23 protein-coding genes are annotated in these 22,696 nt (G+C 35.1%); 10 read left to right on the plus strand and 13 right to left on the minus strand.

Annotation, left to right across the window (positions count from 1 at the left end; genetic code table 11):
* Nucleotides 1–48: 48 nt before the first annotated feature.
* Nucleotides 49–711, minus strand: a complete 663-nt coding sequence (locus tag KA878_RS03065) for a CPBP family intramembrane glutamic endopeptidase (RefSeq protein WP_048667836.1) — start codon at nt 709–711, stop codon at nt 49–51.
* 156 nt (nt 712–867) lie between these two features.
* Here KA878_RS03065 and KA878_RS03070 point away from each other — a divergent pair, with 156 nt between their 5' ends.
* Entirely contained in the window at nt 868–1,686 is an 819-nt protein-coding gene (locus tag KA878_RS03070; RefSeq protein WP_193838781.1) for a CPBP family intramembrane glutamic endopeptidase, read from the plus strand.
* 130 nt (nt 1,687–1,816) lie between these two features.
* Here the strand turns inward: KA878_RS03070 and KA878_RS03075 are convergent, their stop codons facing one another.
* The 4 genes from KA878_RS03075 to KA878_RS03090 all read right to left on the minus strand — a co-directional run bounded on the left by KA878_RS03075 (nt 1,817) and on the right by KA878_RS03090 (nt 5,449).
* Nucleotides 1,817–2,038 (minus strand): hypothetical protein, encoded by a 222-nt coding sequence (locus KA878_RS03075; protein WP_228480654.1) that lies wholly within the window; start codon nt 2,036–2,038, stop codon nt 1,817–1,819.
* Nucleotides 2,039–2,065: 27 nt separating this feature from the next.
* Complete coding sequence (locus KA878_RS03080) at nt 2,066–2,881, minus strand: CPBP family intramembrane glutamic endopeptidase (protein WP_193838780.1); 816 nt, start codon at nt 2,879–2,881, stop codon at nt 2,066–2,068.
* 102 nt (nt 2,882–2,983) lie between these two features.
* Nucleotides 2,984–4,516 (minus strand): sodium:solute symporter family protein, encoded by a 1,533-nt coding sequence (locus tag KA878_RS03085; protein ID WP_193838779.1) that lies wholly within the window; start codon nt 4,514–4,516, stop codon nt 2,984–2,986.
* Nucleotides 4,517–4,567: 51 nt separating this feature from the next.
* Nucleotides 4,568–5,449: an N-acetylneuraminate lyase gene (locus KA878_RS03090; RefSeq protein ID WP_193838778.1), complete on the minus strand. Its 882-nt coding sequence runs from the start codon at nt 5,447–5,449 to the stop codon at nt 4,568–4,570.
* Nucleotides 5,450–5,691: 242 nt separating this feature from the next.
* Here KA878_RS03090 and KA878_RS03095 point away from each other — a divergent pair, with 242 nt between their 5' ends.
* Nucleotides 5,692–6,558 (plus strand): ROK family protein, encoded by an 867-nt coding sequence (locus KA878_RS03095; RefSeq protein WP_193838777.1) that lies wholly within the window; start codon nt 5,692–5,694, stop codon nt 6,556–6,558.
* Between the two features lie 68 nt (nt 6,559–6,626).
* Here the strand turns inward: KA878_RS03095 and KA878_RS03100 are convergent, their stop codons facing one another.
* Nucleotides 6,627–7,433, minus strand: coding sequence for a MurR/RpiR family transcriptional regulator (locus tag KA878_RS03100; RefSeq protein ID WP_193838776.1), 807 nt, complete (start codon nt 7,431–7,433; stop codon nt 6,627–6,629).
* Between the two features lie 171 nt (nt 7,434–7,604).
* Between KA878_RS03100 and KA878_RS03105 the strand changes: the two genes are divergently transcribed.
* Both KA878_RS03105 and nagB read left to right on the plus strand, forming a co-directional pair.
* Nucleotides 7,605–8,276, plus strand: coding sequence for an N-acetylmannosamine-6-phosphate 2-epimerase (locus tag KA878_RS03105; protein ID WP_193838775.1), 672 nt, complete (start codon nt 7,605–7,607; stop codon nt 8,274–8,276).
* A 24-nt stretch (nt 8,277–8,300) separates the two neighbouring features.
* The gene (nagB, locus tag KA878_RS03110; RefSeq protein ID WP_193838774.1) at nt 8,301–9,029 is read left to right on the plus strand and encodes a glucosamine-6-phosphate deaminase; all 729 of its coding nucleotides are present in this window, start codon (nt 8,301–8,303) and stop codon (nt 9,027–9,029) included.
* Nucleotides 9,030–9,088: 59 nt separating this feature from the next.
* Here nagB and KA878_RS03115 read toward each other — a convergent pair whose 3' ends face one another.
* The gene (locus KA878_RS03115) at nt 9,089–9,337 is read right to left on the minus strand and encodes a hypothetical protein (protein WP_193838773.1); all 249 of its coding nucleotides are present in this window, start codon (nt 9,335–9,337) and stop codon (nt 9,089–9,091) included.
* A 116-nt stretch (nt 9,338–9,453) separates the two neighbouring features.
* Nucleotides 9,454–10,611: an N-acetylglucosamine-6-phosphate deacetylase gene (gene nagA / locus KA878_RS03120; protein WP_193838772.1), complete on the minus strand. Its 1,158-nt coding sequence runs from the start codon at nt 10,609–10,611 to the stop codon at nt 9,454–9,456.
* Nucleotides 10,612–10,829: 218 nt separating this feature from the next.
* Here nagA and KA878_RS03125 point away from each other — a divergent pair, with 218 nt between their 5' ends.
* Together KA878_RS03125 and KA878_RS03130 are read left to right on the plus strand one after the other, a co-directional pair.
* Nucleotides 10,830–12,443, plus strand: a complete 1,614-nt coding sequence (locus KA878_RS03125) for a BCCT family transporter (protein ID WP_193838771.1) — start codon at nt 10,830–10,832, stop codon at nt 12,441–12,443.
* A gap of 275 nt (nt 12,444–12,718) precedes the next feature.
* Nucleotides 12,719–13,504, plus strand: a complete 786-nt coding sequence (locus KA878_RS03130) for a putative hydro-lyase (RefSeq protein ID WP_193838770.1) — start codon at nt 12,719–12,721, stop codon at nt 13,502–13,504.
* Nucleotides 13,505–13,561: 57 nt separating this feature from the next.
* Here the strand turns inward: KA878_RS03130 and KA878_RS03135 are convergent, their stop codons facing one another.
* Nucleotides 13,562–14,719 (minus strand): DUF819 family protein, encoded by a 1,158-nt coding sequence (locus tag KA878_RS03135; protein ID WP_247878255.1) that lies wholly within the window; start codon nt 14,717–14,719, stop codon nt 13,562–13,564.
* A 233-nt stretch (nt 14,720–14,952) separates the two neighbouring features.
* On the opposite strand from KA878_RS03135, the gene KA878_RS03140 reads away from it, so the two are divergent.
* The 4 genes from KA878_RS03140 to KA878_RS03155 all read left to right on the plus strand — a co-directional run bounded on the left by KA878_RS03140 (nt 14,953) and on the right by KA878_RS03155 (nt 18,458).
* On the plus strand, nt 14,953–16,371 hold the full coding sequence (locus tag KA878_RS03140; RefSeq protein ID WP_193839938.1) for an anion permease: 1,419 nt from the start codon (nt 14,953–14,955) through the stop codon (nt 16,369–16,371).
* 238 nt (nt 16,372–16,609) lie between these two features.
* Nucleotides 16,610–16,867 (plus strand): hypothetical protein, encoded by a 258-nt coding sequence (locus tag KA878_RS03145; RefSeq protein ID WP_193838769.1) that lies wholly within the window; start codon nt 16,610–16,612, stop codon nt 16,865–16,867.
* A 164-nt stretch (nt 16,868–17,031) separates the two neighbouring features.
* Nucleotides 17,032–17,529: an HTH domain-containing protein gene (locus KA878_RS03150; RefSeq protein ID WP_194378041.1), complete on the plus strand. Its 498-nt coding sequence runs from the start codon at nt 17,032–17,034 to the stop codon at nt 17,527–17,529.
* Nucleotides 17,530–17,645: 116 nt separating this feature from the next.
* Nucleotides 17,646–18,458, plus strand: a complete 813-nt coding sequence (locus KA878_RS03155; protein ID WP_193838767.1) for a hypothetical protein — start codon at nt 17,646–17,648, stop codon at nt 18,456–18,458.
* A gap of 54 nt (nt 18,459–18,512) precedes the next feature.
* Here the strand turns inward: KA878_RS03155 and KA878_RS03160 are convergent, their stop codons facing one another.
* From KA878_RS03160 to KA878_RS03175, 4 genes are all read right to left on the minus strand, one after another.
* Nucleotides 18,513–19,715, minus strand: a complete 1,203-nt coding sequence (locus KA878_RS03160; RefSeq protein WP_193838766.1) for a hypothetical protein — start codon at nt 19,713–19,715, stop codon at nt 18,513–18,515.
* Between the two features lie 130 nt (nt 19,716–19,845).
* A complete protein-coding gene (locus KA878_RS03165; protein ID WP_193838765.1) occupies nt 19,846–20,046 on the minus strand; it encodes a hypothetical protein in 201 nt (66 codons plus the stop codon).
* A gap of 64 nt (nt 20,047–20,110) precedes the next feature.
* Entirely contained in the window at nt 20,111–21,076 is a 966-nt protein-coding gene (bioB, locus tag KA878_RS03170; protein ID WP_194376769.1) for a biotin synthase BioB, read from the minus strand.
* A 235-nt stretch (nt 21,077–21,311) separates the two neighbouring features.
* A complete protein-coding gene (locus KA878_RS03175; RefSeq protein WP_193838763.1) occupies nt 21,312–22,505 on the minus strand; it encodes an NADH-dependent flavin oxidoreductase in 1,194 nt (397 codons plus the stop codon).
* Nucleotides 22,506–22,696: the final 191 nt, after the last annotated feature.

A 22,696-nucleotide genomic window follows, 5' to 3' on the forward strand; every position in this document is an offset into this window, starting at 1 on the left:
CTTAGGCATTGCTTTTTATTGCGTATATACTATGTAATTAAAGTATTTCTACCAAAAATAATTTTGAAATGTAGCTAATATATTACCAAGCATGTGTATGATAATAGGTATTTCGAGCCGTTTTGTTGTTAAATAGGCAATAACGAAAATGAAACCTGAAAAGCCGTAAATAAACCATTCACCTATGTTGCTTGGGCCATGAGCGCCAGCGAATAAAATAACAGATACTATGCCACCAACTATAGGCGCACCTCTAAAGATACCTTTAATTAACAATCCTCTAAATATAATTTCTTCTAAGATAGGACCTAAAATACCTATCGCAATGAGTTGTAAATACAGTGGTACATTGCGGTAACTTTCCTCTAACTCCTTTTCATTCCCTGTTGTAGGCATGAATTCAAAATAAATATAATCTGCACCATTGGCAAGAATGAATCCAATGATAATGATTAGCCATTGCTTTTTAGTAATTCGACTAAATTGAAATAGCTTCAACTTACTTAATTTTAAAATTAGAAATGCAATAATGACCCCTACAATAGCAATCCAAAAATATTTTGGCTTCTCTACTAAAAATATAACCATTGATTCGGCAACAAATAAAATACAAATTAAAAATAGAGATTGTAATAGCAACTTCCAATAAGGTTTTTGAGAAATTTGGAAATCTCCTGTTATATGGTCATGTGACATTTCATCTTTAGACATAGTTAGCCTCCTAAACATATAATTCGAAATGTTAATTTTTAGTTAAGATAACGCATTTTTATGAAGTGACCTACAATAGATGTCAAATATATGTTACATTTAAATAGAAGTATTCATTTTCAAGATTTTATATTTCTAGACAAAGGTGGGCTTATTATGACGAATCAACAGAATCTGAATACAAATGCTAATGTAACCACTTCCTCAAATGAAGCTTTGACATCTAAGGAGCATATACATATTGAAGAACGTCGTCCAACTGGTAATAAGTTTGTGCGTGCCCTCATTTTCATAGGCTGGATGTTACTGATTCAAATTCCGATAGCTAGTATCATGTTTATCTATAGCTTTTCTATTTATATAGATACATTGACTGGTACATTAGTAACCATCATTTATTTATTAATCGCTGCTATAGTGATATGGCTTGTTAGAGGCTATTATAAACGTCATACGTATGAAGAACCTAAAAAACTCACAGGCAAAGCGATTGCGATTAACATTGGTTGGGCCGTACTTCTTAGAATCATCGTTATAGGTATGTCATATTTAATGTTATTTGCTACAGGTTCGATGCAAACACAAAATGACAAAATGTTATTAGGTGATATGAATGCGGCTAAACCAACACCTGATCAATTAGGGCAAGTCTTTCCGCTCATTATCTTCGTACTTACGATTACATTTGTAGCACCTTATTTAGAAGAACTTGTTTATCGTGGCATCTTCAAAGAAACATTATTTAAACGTACACGATTCTGGTTACCATTGATTTTATCATCCCTTATCTTTGCTTCTCAGCATGGTATTTCAAATTGGGTAGCTGTTCTAATGTATACGATGATGGGCATGATATTCTATCTTGCTTACCATCGTCGTGGTAACGTTAGAGATAGTATGATGGTTCACATGATTCATAACGGTGTGAGTGGCATCATGATTTTAGTAAGTTATTTCATGGTACTTTTTAGTTAAACATAAGTGTCTGAAGCTAGTTCTACCATAACAAATAATGTCGCTCTTTAATCTTAAATCTTTCTTAATTTAGAAATGATTCTTTACACAGAAAAAGCAGGACTTCATTCCATTGAAGTCCTGCTTTTTCTTATTTATCAAATGCAATGGTTTTAATGTTTTTCTCTTTCAAGAATTTCTCAATTTCGGCTTGTTCTCGACCATTCGCAATCACCTTATCTTTATTGACATCAAGAATATTTTTTAACGATGCATCTTCATCTAAATTTAACGCACGTTGATTTGTTTGATATGTTGCTATCATATAATTACTTATCTTTTTAGTGTATTGTTCATATGCTTTATTAGGCATTTGATTATTTTTTTATGTCCCACTCCCTTATGCTTGCTTTCGCTTAATTGTTAGTAAAATTAGAATAACGCATACATATCCAGCGATGGATATCACTGATGCTTCATAACCAAATTGATTGCCTGTTATAGCTATGTTCTTAGTATGTACGACATACTGCCATATGCTATACTGGCTTTCCTTTTCAGTGATGAATACAATTTGGGATAAATTCCAGCAAAAATGTAACGTAATGCTTGCCCAAATGGTATTGAATGTATAAGTCGCTAAACCAAACATAATACCTACTAATGAACCACTAATTAATAATAAGAAGAAACTAGTTACATTTAGTCCACCGTTTAACAAATGAATGGCACCAAAAAAGATTGCCGTGGAAATAATGGCAACGTTGATATTCGTCTTCTTCTCAACATATCCCATCAAGAAACCTCTGCATACCATTTCTTCAACGATTGCGCCACCAATGGCTGTTACAAAGATAGACCAGAAAAACGTGTGCAATGTATCATTCAAAGTACTAAAATGATGTACGATGAAATCACCTGGTACAAAGATGAAATATACCGCATAAACTGCTACTGGTAAGCCTATACCTAATACCACATAGATGATATTAAATTTAGGTTTCGTAATACGATACGCTTTTAAATGATCTTTAAATACACGCATTATGAATAATCGAATAACGAGAAATGCAAAGATAACATATAATAATCCTTGTAGAATAGCGCCTATACCTAAAAATGGAATTAAGTCACTAAAGATGGATGCAATGCCTTGCGTAATGCTCATGATTAGTAGTGCTAGAATAAACATACCTATAATCTTTAATAATTTCATGATGATACCTCTATTTTCTTATAATCATCTTTATATTAGCACAATGTTAATGGCATAAAATACGAGTCGAACAAACCTGTTGTCCAACTCGCATGCAAAATATTATTTTTTCTCTACTACTTTAGAGATATATGTTGATGGTTTATCTTTATCGAAGATTGTTAATCCAGTAATATCTTTCGCATTTTTAGCTGGTACAACCAGACTTACTAAGTAGCCAAAGACGAAGGCCACGACGAAAGAAATAATTGATACATAGAATGGTGAGTTTCCGCCTCCAACACCATTGAGTAAGTATGCGATCACTACGCCTGTAACTAAACCTACTAAGACGCCAAATGTGTTGGCACGCTTCGTAAAGATACCTACTGCAAAGATACCAGCCAGTGGTACACCAAATAATCCAGTGATTAATAAGAATAAATCCCATAAGTTATTCGAATCAGCAGCAATTAAGTATATTGAAATACCATAACTTAATAAGCCTGCCACAACAATGACTAATCGTGCGAAGTTAACTTCTGCTTTGTCTGCCCCTTTTCCAAAGAAGCGGTGTTTAATATCTTCCGAAATACATGCTGAAATTGAGTTCAAGCTTGATGAAATCGTTGATTGTGCAGCTGCAAATATAGCAGCAATCAATAACCCACCTACAAATGGTGGCATTTCAGTTAGAATAAAGTACGGCACGATTGATGATGTATTGAATCCTTTAGGTAAGACTTGTTCATGTTGATAGAATGAATACATCATTGTTCCCATACCATAGAAGATAGGTGCAGAGATTAACGCTAATACACCATTGGTCCATAATGATTTCTTCGTTTCGTCCATTGAATCTGATGCTTGATAACGTTGAACAACATCCTGACTCGCAGTATATTGGTGTAAGTTGTTAAAGATATTTCCAAGGAAAATGATTGGAATCGCAGCCGCTGCTGAATTCAATTTCCAGTTATCTGCACTAATAATTTTCTTGTTGGCGATTGCGTCACTAACAATGGTGCCTAAACCACCTTTAATTTCAAAAGCACCGATGATAATAATCAATAATGCCCCGCCAAGTAAGATAACGCCTTGAATAAAGTCACTCCATACAACGCCCTCGAATCCACCTAAAAACGTATAAAGAATACATAAAATCCCTACTAAACTAGCTACGATATATGGATTCATATCAGATACTGCTGTAATGGCTAGTGTCGGTAAATAAATTACGATAGCGATGCGTCCCAAATGAAAGATGACAAATAATAATGATCCAATGACACGAATACTTGGACCAAATCGTGCTTCTAAATATTCGTACGCTGATGTTACACGTAACTTTTTAAAGAATGGTACATAAAAAGCAATTAAAATTGGAATAATTGCGACAATCGCAATATTACCAGCTATGTATGCCCAATCCGTTAAAAATGCTTTTTCTGGTGTAGACATAAAGGTAATGGCACTTAATGTTGTCGCATAAATTGAGAAACCAATGGCCCATGAAGGTAAGCGACCACTTGCCGTGAAGAAACTATCCGTATCTTTACCAGCTCTTTTAGTAAAATACGCTCCAATTAATAACATAATGACTAGATAACCAATAACAGCTACCCAATTCCATGCCCCAAAACCTACTTGATGCATAATCAACACCCCTTGTGCTTCATATTCTGTTGTTAAATCGTCTCAGTTTGCTTATAAATCATATTGCTTAATTAAAGTGTCTAATGCGTCACGATGTGTTTCATCAAATGGTTTGAATGGACGTTTAGGTAAGCCGCCATCGATACCACGAGACTTTAATATTTCTTTTAATGTTGGATAAATGCCCATACCTAATACTGTTTCAATGATGTCATTTGAATCGTGTTGTATTTGATAGGCTTCAGCAATTTTACCTTCACGTGCTAAATCAAAAATTTGTCGTGCACGGCGACCATTCACATTGTATGTAGAACCAATCGCCCCATCGACACCTGAGATTGTGGCTTGAACTAACATTTCATCAAATCCTGATAATATGAGCTTATTAGGGAATGCTTTACGAATTCGTTCTAATAAGAAGAAATTAGGTGCAGTGTATTTCACGCCAACAACTTTCTCATGGTTAAATAGCTCGCCAAATTGTTCAATACTGATATTGACACCTGTTAAGTCAGGGATTGCATAAATAATCATATTGTTTTGCGTTGCTTCGATAATATCGAAATAGTATTGCTTAATTTCTTCAAATGAGAATGGATAATAGAATGGTGTAACTGCTGATAATGCATCATAACCTAATTCAGTTGCATATTTCCCTAGTTCAATCGCTTCATTTAAATCTAATGAGCCAATTTGCGCAATTAAGTTCACATCGTCTCCAACAGTTTCTTTCACAACTTTAAAGATTTGTTTCTTTTGTTCTTTACTAATTAAGAAATTTTCTCCAGAACTACCATTCACATATAAGCCATCGAGTTTTTCAGTTTCAATCGCATTTTTGGCGATTTGTTTGAGCCCTTCTTCTTTGACTTGGCCATGTTCATCAAATGGTACAAGTAATGCGGCATATAAACCTTTTAATTTATCTTCCATGTCACGTTCCTCCAAACCAATTTTTATTCAAATTCATTTTTATAAACTTTGAGATAAATTCAATTACAATAAATTTCTATTTACACTTCAAATTGTAAACGCTATCATTTTCTTAAACAACTACTTTTGAAAAGATTTAACAAAATATTCTAAAATTAGTGAAAATATTTTTCAAAAGGAGGGATGACGCTTACTTCGATTTGAAGTGTCGTTATAATAAAGACGAATAAGGAGGTACCTCAATGTATAAAATAGCTGTAGATATAGGTGGAACAAATATTAAAGTAGCAGTCATTAATGATGATTTAGAAATGATTGATTATCAAAAGATTAAAACGCCAGACAATATAAATGTACGTATAGTAGATAAAGCGTATGAATTGGTAGAAGGGTTTATTAGCCAATATCAACTTAACAATCCATTTATTGGCATTTCAAGTGCTGGCGTCGTTGATTCGGATTTAGGACAAATTATTTATACCGGTCCGACCATTCCAAATTACGACGGTACGCAATTCTTCGAGGTCTTTAAAGATTTATCGTCTGATATCGCTGTCTATAATGATGTGGATGCTGCATTATTAGGGGAACTCAAACTCCACCATTATGAAGAGGATAATATTTTTTGTTTAACTTTAGGCACTGGTATTGGGGGTGCATTTTATAATTCAACACTTGGTATATATCAAGGGTCACGTCATCGCGCCAATGAAATTGGTTATTTATTGTATCGACAAGAAGATGGTAAAACATTCGAGCAACGTGCCTCAACTTCCGCACTTAAAGCCCTAATGACGGTACATCAGTTTGAACACGGCACCGACGTACCTAAGTTATTTGATTTAGCTGAAAAGGATCATCAAGATGCTATTCACATTCTTGATCAATGGAGTCATTATGTTGCTGAAGGTATCGCACAAATTCAAATTATGTATGATCCAAGTCTTATTCTGATAGGTGGTGGTATTTCATCTCAAGGTGACACATTACTTAAATACATCGAACCTAAAATCCACCACTATCTACCTTCTGATTACGGCATTGCTAAGTTACAAACCACTCAAACAGAAAACCATGCCGCATTATTTGGTGCAATCACTCATCTATAAGGCTATAACGTTAGACGTGGGATACAATTTGATGCATTCACATTGAATACTATCCCACGCCCCCTTTTTCATTCTTTCTCATCACCTAAAATAACATGCCGCGTTTGTTGATACACGTGATGCATATGCGTGTCATTAAGTAGTATATAGCTGACTAAATCTAATAAAAAATGTGTCGCGATTTGTGAGTTAATAAATTTCGAATCATTGTTGCTGGATTGCGCAGTCGTAATTAATACTAAATCTGCATTCTTAGTGAGCATACTACCTTCAAAGTTGGTTATCACAACCACATAGGCACCCTGTTTTTGCGCAATCTTCGCAGCTTCAATTAACTCTAACGTTTCACCACTATTTGAAATAGCGACAAACATATCTCTCGATGACAATAGCGATGCAGAAATCTTCATTTGATGTGCATCTGTCGACACAGATCCTTTAATGCCCATGCGCATCGTTCGATAATAAAATTCACTTGCCGTTAACCCTGAACTTCCTAATCCCGCGAAATTGGCTTGGCGACATGTCTTCAAATTATGTGCTAAACGCTTAATCTTTTCCTCGGAAATAAATTCACCCGTTTGTTGAATAATATTTTGATGATAACGATGAATCAGTTGAACAAGTGGCGCATTTTCAACTACTTTTTCTGATTTTTCATGTTGCAAATTAAATTTCATATCTTGAAAGTTGGCATAGTTCAATTTCCCACTAAATCTTGTGATTGTAGCTGGTGATGTCCCTATGGCATAGGCTAAAGAATTAATCGTTGAGAAATTTTCATCTAGTTCATGTGTTTGTATGTAGTCGATGATTTTTTTATCCATTTTCGTTAACAAATGACGGCTTCGCTGAATACGATTTTCAAATTTCATTACATCACCTCGTAATTAAGTTAGTTAAACTGTAGTATATTTGAAAATATTTTTCAAATGCGATTTATAAATTGATAAATATTTTCTTAATGTTATGATATGAATGAATAAACGAATCAATTACAATGCTATTTCTATTTACAATTTTGAAAAGACGGAGCGTGTTTAAAAATGTTACCAAACGGATTAATCGTGTCATGTCAGGCGTTACCTGACGAACCATTGCACTCATCATTTATCATGTCAAAAATGGCGCTTGCCGCTTATCAAGGTGGTGCGGTTGGTATTCGTGCTAATACGAAAGAAGATATTTTAGCGATTAGAGAAGAAGTATCATTACCGGTTATCGGAATTGTAAAACGAGATTATGAAGGTTCAAATGTATTTATTACCGCAACTTCTAAAGAGGTTGACGAATTAATCGAAAGTGGTTGCGAGGTCATTGCTTTAGATGCCACTACCCAATCGCGTCCTAAGGAGTCACTTGAGGCATTAGTTCAATACATTCGAGAGAAAGCACCTCATGTTGAAATTATGGCCGATATTTCAACAGTTGAAGAAGCCGTTAACGCAGATCAGTTAAACTTTGATTACATTGGCACAACATTACGAGGGTATACGTCTTATACAAAGGGACACATTCTCTTTGAAAATGATTTTGAATTCTTGAAAGAAGTATTGCAAAAGGTTAATGCCAAAGTGATTGCTGAAGGAAATGTCATTACCCCTGAAATGTATAAAAAGGTAAGCGATTTAGGCGTACATTGCACGGTTGTTGGCGGTGCAATCACACGTCCTAAACAAATCACTGAACGTTTTATAGAAGCTGTCCAACAGAAATAACATCTTAATTTGGAGGCATAAATCATGAAAATAACAAACTTAGTAGACAAAAAACTGGCGAGTGATTATGTTGCCATTGAACTATTGAAACTGACTAAAGACAAACCTGATGCGATATTAGGCCTTGCTACTGGTGGCACGATGACGGATGTCTATCCCCGCTTTTCAGAATTGCTATCAGCCAATCACGTTGATTTAGCAAATGTTCAAACGTTCAATTTAGATGAATATGTAGGTTTAGAACCTTCGCATGCTCAAAGTTATCATACGTATATGCATGAATTATTATTTGATCACAATGATAGTTGGAATGAAGATCACATTCATATCCCTCAAGGGCATGTTGATCATTTAGAGGAGGAAGCACGACGTTACGAAGCACGCTTGAAGCAAATAGGTCAACCAGACATTCAATTATTAGGTATTGGTGAAAATGGCCATATCGGTTTTAATGAGCCAGGCACATCCTTTGAAAGCGAAACACGTGTCGTTGATTTAACCGAATCGACGATTAATGCCAACAGTGTGCATTTTGATCATATTGATGATGTACCTAAACAAGCTGTATCAATGGGATTAAATTCCATCATGCGTGCGAAACGAATTATACTCTTAGCATTTGGTGAACGTAAACGTGATGCGATTCATCAATTATTAAACAGTGAACCAACTGAGTCATTACCTGCATCGATCTTACATCAACATCCTAATGTAGAAATCATTGTTGATGACACGATTTTCAAACAGTTATAGTATCTTATCCTAAATAATACAAAAAAAGAAAGTGGAGATTACAATCCACTTTCTTTTTTTTATGAATGCTTAAATAATTTTAAAATTAAATACATAATAATGCTGATAATCGCAATAATTGAGAAAGTAATTAAGAATATTAACTCTGTTTGATGGAATTCAAACGCTAAAGTAAAATGATTAAAACTTTTGAATGTGCTATATACAATAAAATTAAGTACGATTACTGCAAGTAACGCAATAATTGATAGCCATGCTAACCAACTAAAGAAATGTTTAGCATTTGGGAATCTAAAGTCATTATTCATGTATGGACACCTCTTTTCCGTCGCTTGTGTTTCGTATCAAAACATTTACTACATATATACACTTGTATGCATATTTTTAAACGCGGAAAAGAGATAATCACAATTGAATACATTTTTTAATATTGATGTACAACGCCCGATTTGATTGTTTTGTCAATACGAATCGTATCATCTACCACTACGATATCCGCATCTTTGCCGATTGCTAAGCTACCTTTATGCGCATCGATGTTCAATGCAATCGCTTGATTCAAGCTTGTCACACGCCATAAGTTTTCTAATGAATCGTGTGTATAATGAATTAAATTATGCAAACCGTCATTCATTTTAAGAATACTACCTGCTAAGGCACCACTTGCTAGGCGGGCTTCTTTACCTTTAACGATAACGTTCTGTCCACCCAAGTCATATTCCCCATCTTCCATGCCTTTCGCACGCATAGCATCAGTAATGAGATACATATGTTCATTTCCTTTTTGCTTATATGCAATATGCACAGCAGCCGGATGTGAATGAATACCATCCACGATAATTTCAGTATTTAATTGATCATTCGTCCACGCTGCACCAAAGACACCAGGATTGCGATGTTCGAATGGTGTAGCTGCATTATATAGATGTGTGATGTGCTTAGCACCATGTTCCACCGCTTCATTCGCTTCATCAAATGTGGCTACCGTATGCCCCATTGAGAAGATAATATCATCATGTAACTGATTAAGCGTATCATGGGCACCTTCAACTTCTGGTGCAAATGTAATAATTTTGATTTGATGATTAGCCACATCTTGAAAATGCTGAATTTTCGACGCTGATGGACGTTGCACATATTTAGGATTTTGAGCCCCAACTTTATGTTCTGAAATAAATGGTCCTTCTAAATGAATGCCACCTACTTCCGCTGCTTCTCCTTGTTGTTGATCTGCTTGATATGCTACGATATTTTTCAATGCCTTTTCAATATTGGCATCCGATTGTGTCATCGTTGTTGCTAAGAATGTAGTTGTGCCCTCTGATAACAATTGTTCCGCCAAATGTTTCAAACCATCGTAAGACGCATCCATAGCATCCTCACCATAGCCGCCATGAATATGAATATCAATGAACCCAGGCAATACATTTTGACCTTTCACATCTATTTGTTCTAATTCGCCAGTATACGTTCCTTGCTGAATATCACTGATTTTGCCATCTTCTACTACAAGATATCCATTTTCAATAACTTGTTGTTCTGTGTAAATTTTACCGTTCGTAATGACATAGTTTGTCGACATGATATACCTTCTTTTCTATTGAATTCTTCAAATTTTCATCTCAATTATAGCATTTCATTAGATAGTATTTAGCCAAATTTCTCTTTTGGAAAAAGTTTTCAAAATAGCGCAGTATGACTTATGAATCGTTATATTTAATAAAATTTGAATTTTGAAAATATTTACTATTATCGGTATACTCAAAATAAATAAAATATAAAGGATGACTTAATTGAACAATGAATGACAAGCGACAGAAAAACAATTATTTAGTATACACGGTATCCGTGGCCATCATTATACTTATAACTGCAATGGCTGGCTTCTTTCCTAAAGCTTTCGGAAATCATGCACAACATATTTATGACTTTATTTCTAATTCATTTGGTTGGTTATTTTTACTTATCATATTCATTTTAGACATCTTTTTAATCTCTTTAGCAATTTCTCGTTATGGCCGTTTCAAATTAGGGCGTGATGATGAAGAACCAGAATTTTCATTCTTATCATGGTTAGGTATGTTATTTTCGGCTGGACTTGGTGTTGGTATCGTATTCTGGGGGGTTGCTGAACCACTCACACATTATCTCCATTCACCTTTTCCAAAAGACGTGCCGAATGCATCGGCAGAATCTGCTCGTGTAGCTATGGGTTATACTTTCTTCCATTGGGGCATTTCACAATGGTCTATATTCGCCATGGCGGGACTGATCGTGGCGTATTTTCAATTTCGTAAAAAGCGAGACGGATTAATTTCTACAGCAATGGAACCTGTCTTCGGACAAGCTTATAAACGTCCATTTCGAAATATCATTGATATCTTAGCAATTATAGCTACAGTCATGGGTATCGCCACTTCTATCGGTCTTGGAATTATGCAAATTAGTGGTGGTCTTAACCATGTCTTTCATGTACCCAACAATAACGTTACAAAAATAGCTATCACAGTACTCATGGTGTGTATATTCTTAGGTTCTGCGGTAACTGGATTAAATCGTGGCGTGAAATGGCTAAGCAACATCAATATTATTTTAGGTGCAATCTTATTATTATTTATGCTGATTGTTGGGGATTTAAAATTCATCTTTGAATCCTACACGCTAGCCATTGGCGATTATATCAGACATTTTGTTGAATATAGTTTGCGTATCAATCCCTATTCTGGTGATAATGCATGGATTCAACAATGGACCGTCTTTTACTGGGCATGGGTCATCTCATGGTCACCATTTATCGGTGGTTTCGTTGCTCGTGTATCTCGTGGACGTACCATTCGTGAATTTATTATGTGTGTCTTAATCGTACCGCCACTCATTTCATTTGTATGGATTGCTGGCTTTGGTGGTATGGCAGTGAAAGTTGCAATGGGTGGCGATAATATTGCGCAATTAGTTGATAAAGATTACACCATTGCATTATTTGAATTATTATCGAAATTCCCATTGGCTGATATAACGAGCATACTTGCCGTCGTCTTAATATTCTTACTCATAGTGACAAGCGCCGACTCAACGACACATATTGTTGCTGGCATGGCAACGGGAGGTAGTGAGAATCCTAAGGTTAAGCACAAAGTGATTTGGGGATTACTTATTGGTGCAATCTCGGTAGCAATGACGATTGCAGGTGGATTAACAAGCTTACAAACTGCCTCTGTTGTAACAGGATTACCGTTCTCTATCATTCTATTATTAATGACGCTCTCAATTATGCGCGCACTCCGTAGAGAACATACGAAGCACTTCCAAATGTCTTATATCAATGATGACAAAGACTATTCTATCCCATTGGAACAACGCGAACAGCTTAATCAGTCTAATGAAAAGGCGGATCATAATGAGAAACAATCATAATCATATGGACCAGTACTATCATTTATTACCAGTTATTGGGCTAATCATAAGTATATTTTTGTTTATATTGTTTTTTGTCATTTATCGTGTAAGTGATAATTGGATTGTCGTTAGTTTATATTGTTTATTACCGTTATTTGTTAATAGTTCTATCACTTTAGTCTATAACTATTTCAATAAATAAACTGTATCTCCTTTCTTGTCATATGTGTAATTTTAAAATATTGTAGTAATATGCACTTTCAATTATGAAGGGGAAACAAGGGGGATTTAACATGAATTACAAACAAGCATCACCTGAAGTCTTGCGCCAATTGATTCGTAAAGGAGAACTTGTCGATCACACAAGCGGTATGGCTGAGGGCTACATTCAAGCAAATGTAGTCATATTGCCATCGAAATACGCTTATGATTTTTTAAAATTTTGTTTTCGAAATCCTAAGACGTGTCCACTATTAGATGTCTCGGAAGTTGGTGCACATGCATTTCCATATTATGGACGTAACGCAGATATTCGCACTGACGTTCCGAAATACCGCATTTATGAACATGGCCAGTTGATTAAAGAAGTCGATGATATCACAGAGCTGTATACCGAAGATATGGTTAGTTTCTTAATTGGATGTAGTTTCACCTTCGAACATGCCATGTTAGAAGCTGGTTTACCTGTTCGACACATTGAAGAAGGTCATAACGTCCCAATGTATCGTACGCATATTCCTGCCGAATCAAGTGGCTATTTTAAAGGTAATATTACAGTTAGCATGCGTCCAATGACAATGACACAAGCGATTAAAGCAACAGAAATCACATCACACTTTAAGAATGTCCATGGTACGCCCATTCATATTGGTTCACCAGACGAACTGGGTATCACTGATATTAATAAGCCTGATTATGGAGAGGCTGTCACGATCAAACCAAATGAAGTCCCTGTCTTCTGGGGGTGTGGCGTGACACCACAGTCTGTTGCGCTTGATGCTAAACCTGAGTTAATGATTACACACTCACCCGGACACATGTTTATTACAGATATTAAAGATAGCGAATTAAATGATTAAATTTAAAAGGAGATACTCAGCTAAACGTTTTGCTGAGATATCTCCTTTTATGTATGCTTATCCAATGTGTATTAACAATTGATACATAAGTGTCCCGGCATAGTTCCCAATAACATAACCTAATGTGCCTATAATTAATATTGGACCAACAAGCCCTTGCCATCCTTTACTAATTGCTAATGCAGCTGCCGTCGTTGGACCACCTGCTGTCGCATTACTCGCTAACAATATTTCTTCAATCTTGAAGTTAAATAATTTCCCTACAATTAAACTTAAACCTAAATTGAAAATTAAAATAATCATCACAAAGACAAATAACAATGGCGCCGTTTTTATAATCGTCATAAATGAAGCCGGCGTTCCGATAACGACAAAGAATATATAAATAATGAACGTCCCAATTTCTGAAGAACCGGCTAATTTATCAAAGAAATCTCCCCAAATCGCCACCGTTAATAACGTCAGTGTCGTCAATAACAAATACTGATCTCCAAAGAAAGAAACAAGGATAGTTAGTAGAACATTAGACTGCGGTATCACATGTTGAATAACCTCAGATAATTTAAAACTAATAGCTACTAATGCGACTGCAATCGCCACTGAAAGTGCAATATCTAATAGTTGAATTTGCTTCGGTTTCCAATAGGATTGTTGCGTTTCTGGTGTTGACGCTGTTTGGTAATCCGTCTTGAACCATTTCTTTATTATAGGCAATGACGGTATGGCAATTAATAACATAAAGTAAAGCGCCATCACACTATTATCAGCTACAACTGTAGATGAAATCATATCACTTGGTGTTTTAAATTTAGTACTTAAAGCCGCAAAGTTTACACCACCACCGATATAGCTACCTGTCATCATCGCGCCAATCTTAGCTAAGTATGGAATCCATTGATGAAGCACAATAAATCCTACTGTGGTTCCCATTAATGTCCCAACAGACGCAATTAAGAAAATATATAATAATCGACGACTTTCTTTCCAAATCTTTAAAATGTTCGAACTGAACAATAATAAAGGAATTGAAATAGGTACGGCATAATCCCATACCGTATCATACACCGGTGATTCAGTTGGAATCACTTTAAAATTAGATAATACCATCGCACCTACCAAGGCTATAATGGCTCCTGAAATCGTGCTCGCCCATTGATATTTTTGTTCTAAGACAATACTGACTGTCGCCCAAACAATAATAATTGCCCACAATATTCACGTATCATCTTTCGCGATCAACGTCCCTATAGTTAACATCATGTCATCCCCTTTCTTTGAATAACATTTTATCCCATACACATCTAAAATTCGATAGCCTATGCGTTTTTTTAACTTAATATTTCATTGATAATTATTCTCAACAAAATGCAAAAACACGCTGTACATTACTTAAAAATAAGTCTATTCTATGTATGAAAAAGTTCGAAAGTTGGAAAGAAGGTTTCGAGATGAATCACTCTGTTAAATATAAGAAATTTATATTACCCCTTGTCGTCGGCATACTTATCGCTGTGCTTGCCCCCTTCAGACCCGAATCACTCAGTCTGGATGCATGGCTTATGTTTGCTATATTCGTAGGTACCATTATCGGTTGTATCACCCAACCGATGACGATTGGTGCCGTATCAATTATAGGATTCACGTTAACTATATTAGTTGGCGTTATCGATACTAAGACAGCAGTTCAAGGCTTCGGTAACCCAAGTATTTGGTTGATTGCAATGGCATTCTTTATCTCTAGAGGGTTTGTTAAGACTGGACTAGGTCGACGTATCGCACTTCAGTTTGTAAGACTATTTGGTAAAAAGACACTTGGTCTGGCATACTCACTCGTCGGTGTAGATTTAATATTAGCGCCAGCAACACCTAGTAATACTGCCCGTGCTGGTGGTATTATGTTCCCAATCATTCAGTCCCTATCTAAATCATTTGGTTCTGACCCGAAACAAGGCACCGAACGTAAGGTGGGCTCATTTTTAATCTTTACCGAATTTCACGGCAATCTTATTACTGCAGCCATGTTCTTAACAGCAATGGCCGGTAACCCACTCGCTCAAAATTTAGCTGAGAAAACTGCGCATGTTCACGTAACTTGGATGAACTGGTTCTTAGCAGGAGTTGTACCTGGAATTGTGTCACTGATTGTCATACCTTACATTATTTATAAACTCTATCCACCAACAGTGAAAGAGACACCAGATGCGAAACATTGGGCTGAAAATGAATTAGCAGCAATGGGTTCAATTGCTAAAGCTGAAAAATTTATGATTGGTGTATTTATCATCGCCTTACTACTCTGGGTCATCGGTAGCTTTATTGGTGTAGATGCAACATTAACTGCATTTATTGCATTATCTTTATTGCTTATCACAGGTGTATTAGATTGGAAAGATATCTTAAATGAAACGGGTGCTTGGAATACATTAGTTTGGTTCTCAGTGCTAGTTATGATGGCAGATCAACTCAATCAATTAGGCTTTATCCCATGGTTAAGCCATACTATCGCAACAAGCTTAGGTGGCCTCAGTTGGCCAGTCGTTCTTGTCATACTCATTATCTTTTACTTCTATTCACATTACCTATTTGCCAGTTCAACCGCTCACGTCAGTGCGATGTACGCTGCATTGCTTGGCGTAGCCGTTGCCGCAGGTGCACCACCATTATTCAGTGCATTAATGCTTGGCTTCTTTGGAAATTTAATGGCCTCTACAACACACTACAGTAGCGGTCCAGCACCTATCCTTTATGCCGCTGGTTACGTCACTCAGAAACGTTGGTGGCTGATGAACCTTGTTTTAGGCGTTGTGTACTTTGTAATATGGCTTGGTTTAGGTTCTCTATGGATGAAACTGATAGGATTGATGTAACGATACATTAGGAGAGGAACAAAAGATAACGTTCCTCTCTTTTTTTATCGTTTACAATTATTTTAAAAATACACTTTTATGATGCAAAAAACCGCCATTACCTTCCCTGGTAATGGCGGTTTTTCATGTTCTTTTTGTACTTTCTTCTACTTTTTAAAATTCCGTTCTTCTTGAAAGTTAATGAGTCGCCTTGGCAGGCGCCTCTAGTTTCAAACATGAAGAAACGGAGGTGAAACCTATGCTTTATAACATAATCATTCAGGAACTTGCGAAATATCAACAAACGCCAAAAAGTATCGTTAATTGTTATGAACGACTGGATTTTGGAATAGATCGAGTGAATGATCAAGCATTGCTCTTATCAATTTTTCATAATGTTTTTCACAAATTAAATCACAATGATGCGACGAAAGATAATTTAAAAGACATTGCCTCAACGCCTGATGACCTAATTGAGTGGTTCGTATTTCAGTCCTATGTCATTGGTAACGATTGAGATAGACATTATATGTCTTATTAAATTTCAAGAGCTTTAAATATGTAACGCAATATTAAATAAATTAAACTATTTATAAAATTAAATCTTTTAACTAAATGACACATATTGTCTAGGGTCATTTTTTATAATAATTATAGGTTTCGTGAAGGGAAGAATTGCGAATGGAACAGGCATTCAGAGTATTAAATATCTATTCCAAATTATTGAAAAAACAGACAGTTAATAAAGCTAATTTAGCTAAACAATTTGGCGTAAACCCAAGAACCATTCAAAGAGATATTGAAAATATTCGACATTATCTATATGAAGTGAACCTTAATTCAGATATTGCAGAAGAAATTACATTTGACCAACATAAAAACAGTTATTTTATTAAAAGTAGCCATAAAAATATGGGAACAGCACTTCAGACTACTAAAGTCACTTATGAAGTTACACCTCATTTATATGAAAAGCTTAAACATCAGTATGAAATGAAAGTCTTACAACGTACGTCTAAGTCTTACACTATCGAGATTGAAATCAATACTAAGGAAGCAATTGAATTGTGTTTCAATTATCGAAGATCATTACGACTCATTTCACCGACGACGTTACTCAATCAATTCACAACTGAACTCATTAAATTACAAATGATCTATTTACGAAATGAAGTTTAACTAAAGGTGTGAAATGGTTGCGAGATAGAATATCAGTTTATTAAAGATTGAATCATCTCGCTTCTTTTCACACTACTTCAATCTTCAACTTTAAAATAAATTAAGGAGCGTTACCTATGGACAATACTAAAGAACAACTCATGTCTGACATCGCACTAATGATAAAAGGTCATAACCAAATACAGACTTGCAATCAAACTATTAATAAGGAAAACAAAAAAATTCAAAACATGATATTAAATCATATCAAAAGAAAAAATATGTTGTTTTTACTTTTACCAGGTCTTGCTGTCATGATTTTATCCATTATATTATTTCATTCAGTTAGTTTATTTTGTATAGGTATTTTTATTATGATTGCTTGGTTCACCCAAAATAAAAAAGTTAAAAAACCAAGTAAAAATTTTATAAACTCAAATCGTTATAGTAATGCACAACAAGAGATTCACGCACAACCTGAAGCTCAAAATGCATTACAACATATACGTGACAATAAAAATATCATTACTGAAGTTAATCAAACGTTAAATACCTCTGGTGTTTATAGTCGCATTCCAAGTGCTTATTCTCATATCACAGCATTAAGTTCAATGTTCAACTATCTTTATAATCACCGTGCTGATAGTTTAAAAGAAGCCATTAATTTATTTGAAACAGAGTCACATCAAACACGTATGGAAGGTCAACAGCAACAAATTCTTTCTAAAGTAACGCAAACTAGTATAGATGCAAGAGCTGCCAAATACGCTTCTAACCTAGCTGCAACCAATTCCGCCGCTTCAGCACATTGGGCAAACCGGGCATCTGAATACTCAAAAGAAGCAAGAGATTACGCTGCTTCAGCAAGTTATCAATCCTCTGAAGCAAATCGTAAAGCCGGTTACGCAGCAGCCGACGCTCATAAAGCACGTAAGCATAGCGAACGTTGATAAAATCATAAAAACCACTTATCTAGTCACAATGATAGATAAGTGGTTTTGTATTTATATTTCATTATTCTCCAAAATAAGTGTGCCATGTTTAATTTTTAAATCTAAAAACTCGTCTTTTTTCAAACTACTTTGACGTTCACTCACACTATTATCACTTTTTTTCAAATTACCTTTTGATATTTTACCTGATGAACGCCCTTTATCACTTCTATTTGTAAAGAAGTAAAAATATTCATCTTCCATTTCTTTTAACATTTCTTTAGCATCTTCATTATTAACTTTATAATCATTTTTTAATACTGTCATAATAAGATTTTTCCATACCAAATCATATCTTCTAAATATAAATATGGGTTGGACATTATTACTTAAATCATCTTGTAGATATAATGCTATTCTTCTCAAAATAATACGCGCGCCTAATAATATTGAATCTACCTCTGTTTCAACTAAATCTCTACCAAAGTTATTATTTCCAAAGCCTAACTTAGGTTCTTTAGAACGGAATGGAAAAACTTCAAGATTACATGTCTTTAATTTTTCAACATTTTCTTTTACTATATTATAATTTTCTACTTTACCTAACTCTTTTTTTAGCTTTTGAAAAACTTTATTGTTCTCGTTATCACTTGCTAATAGAGGGTAAAAATACTCGCCTAAATAATAAAACCTATTCGTTAATTTTTTTACACCACTCATTAATTCTTTAAATTTGGATTCATCCAAATTAATTAAGTCTAATAACTCTTTGCTCAACATTGAGCTGTCAGTATCTACAATATGCTTTTTAATTTTTTCTTCATTTGAATAGTTTAAAAATTTTGCGCTTAAATCACCAGTATTTGTGCTTTCAAATTCATCAAAAAAATCTTCTAAATTTTCAGGTTCAGTTTTCTTATCTATAATTGCAATGTTTGGATTAAGTAAACATTGAAAAATTGTTGATTTATCAATGTTTCCATGAATTTGATTTGGTAAACCATAATGTATGTTTTTAGGAAATTCTTTTGCTTTACCTGTTTTTAAATATTTATTTTCTAAATCCTCTTCTATCGCTAACCATGAAAAGTTTTCACTATTGTAATTGAAATCACCAGTAAAATAATTAGATTCATTCTCTTTATTCATTATCATTAAATAATTATTAATAAGATGTGTAGCTCTTTCTTGTGCCCATGGATTGTATTTTGCCATAAATTCATTTTTATTAAATATTGTATTATCTAATAAGATCTTTTCAAATTTCTCTTCCATTTGTCCTTGCCCCATTTCTAATAAGTGAGATTTCTACGATATATTATATATTTAGAAATAGTCGTCTCATCACTTACATTTAATCATTTAACAAAGACAATATATGGGTGTATATTATTAATTCGTGAGTTCAGTCATTATTATTTTCTTTTTCTCTAATCTTTCCTAAATTAACAATCCCTATGGTAAGTGGCCCATATAGAAACATTAATGCATATGCCACATTAGTACCCATTACAAAATGGAATATACAGAATGCCAATATGCCTACTACAATAAGTAAAATGTTATGCCAACGTTTATCTCCAAATGATGATTGTTTAGATGACATGTTATTTCATCCTTTTCTAAATGTTCTTCTCTTCCATCGTAGCAAATTTCAAACGTATTCTAAACTACCCATCAATCTCAAATCCTAAATCTTCAATCATCTGATAGTCGAGTTCGTTTGGTTGTCCGCCTGTAATCAAATAATCACCTACAAAGATGGAATTGGCTGCCTTTAATGCGATGGCTTGGAGTGATCGTAAATTCACTTCTCGACCACCGGCAATACGAATTTCTTTAGATGGATTAATAAGTCGAAACATCGCGATAATTCTTAAACATTTCATTGGCGATAATAAATCGAGTCCACCGAATTTTGTTCCTTTAATTGGGTGTAGGAAATTAATTGGAATACTATCAGCATCAATATCTTTCAACGCAAACGCCATATCGATAATGTCCTCGTTCGTCTCACCCATGCCACAAATCACACCTGAACACGGCGAGATGTGATTCGCTTTCATGATTTCAACCGTACGTACGCGATCTTCATATGTATGTGTCGTTACAACCTCGCTATGATAACGTTCACTTGTATTTAAATTATGATTATAGCGATCCACACCCGCTTCTTTTAACTTCTCCGCTTGCGCTTCATTCGTTAGTCCTAAGCAGGCACAAATTTTAAGTTGTGGGTGTAACGCTTTAATTTCTTCTACTGTGTCGCAAATGTGATCAACCTCTCTATTTGTAGGACCACGCCCACTCATCACGATACAGTATGTACCAATATGGTTATCTGTCGCTACTTGTGCACCTGCTTTAATTTTTTCTGGTTCCACTAAGGCGTATCGCTGTTTGTCTTTCATTTTCACAGATTGACCGCAATAACCACAGTCTTCTGAACAAATGCCACTTTTCGCATTAAGTATCATATTTAATTTCACTTTTTTTCCGAAAAAGTGTTTACGAAGCACATACGCTTCATTTAATAATTCAAACGTATCTATCGCTTCATCTTCAAATAATGCTAACGCCTCATCCTTACTCAATAAGTCTTGATTTAAGATACGATCTGCTAAATTTAATCTCATGTTGTTAAACCCCTTATCCTTAAAAAAATCCCGCTAAACTCTAAATGTAAACTTTATATAATAATAAGTTTACATTAACAACGTAAAAAATTAAATATTTAGCCGAAAATTAAACAAAGCAAAAGGCTGAAACGTATTAAAACATCCCAACCTATATCAACATATTCTTGTTCTATTCATCATTGTAGGACAATGCAACAAAATCTTTTAACACATTCGTTTTATGCCTTGCATCCTACTCTTCATCATAATTTTTCTCTAATTTACGCAATTCATCGCGTGTTTTCTTCTGCAGGCCTTCGCCATAATCCATCATTTGTACAATATCTTTAAAGGCAGCATGTGGAATGGCCAGCTCATCTAACTCATCTGGATGTACATGTAAGTCAATGGCGTCTTCACGTCCTTCTGCCAATTTGCCCACGAAATCTGGTTCTGTGACAAATGGTGAAGACATGCCAACCATATCAGCGTTACTTAAAGCATCTAGTGCCGTCTCAGGTGAATTAATACCACCACTCGCAATTAAAGGTATACGACCATTTAAATGTTCATATACGACTTGATTAACGCGTCGTCCATAATGCGCGCCAGGTGTACGTGTCTTATTCTGATAAATATTACGCCCCCAACTTGCGATAGCCAGATAATGAATATTGGCGACGTCCATAACCCAATCGATATGTTGATTAAATTCATCGACGGTATAGCCTAAGTCACTACCTCTAGTTTCTTCAGGTGTTGCTCTATAGCCGAAGATGAAATCACTTGGTGCTTCATCATCAATCACTTTCTGTACTGCTTGCATGACCTCTAAGCCAAAGCGTGCTCGATTCTCTAATGAATCAACACCATACTGGTCATGACGTTGATTAGAGAATGTTGAGAAGAATGTTTGTAATAATAAACGTTGTGCGACTGAAATCTCAACACCATCAAAGCCCGCTTGGATTGCACGAGATGTCGCATCTGCATATTGTTGTGTAACTTCATGAATTTTATCAACTGACATCTCTAACACGTTATGTTTAATTGGTGAATGCAAAGTCATTGGACTGGGGCCATACACTTCTCCATAATTCATAATTGCAGTATTGGAGAATCTTCCAGCATGTGCGAGTTGAATAATCGCTTTATTACCATCTTGTTTCATCGCTTGCGCAACTTTTCTAAGACCAGGAATACAAGCATCATCAGAGATATTAAAGCCGTATTCAAACAATTGTCCATATGGCTCAATATATGCTGCGCCGGTTACTTGCAATCCTGCTGAACTTGCGCGTCGTTTCGCATAACGTAAATCTTCTTCTGTGATATGTCCTTCTTTCGTAGATGAGTTCGTCGTCATTGGCGAAAGGACAAATCGATTGGCTAATGTAATGCCATTAGATAATGTAATGGGTTCTAGCAATGGTGCGTACTTCGACATTTTATGACATCCTCTTTCGTTCATTTTTGTATTATTTTCAAAGTATCATGCTTTATGACAATACACAATCGACTTGTTTGTGAACGCATTTTCGGCCCCTTTTCGGGAAAAGAAAATAGCAGTAGAACATTTGTGTGACGTATAAACTAAATTACTACAAAAATTCTTTAAACACGTTAAAATGGTGGTGG

The sequence above is a fragment of the Staphylococcus sp. GDY8P57P genome (assembly GCF_017892585.1).
Classification (GTDB): domain Bacteria; phylum Bacillota; class Bacilli; order Staphylococcales; family Staphylococcaceae; genus Staphylococcus; species Staphylococcus borealis.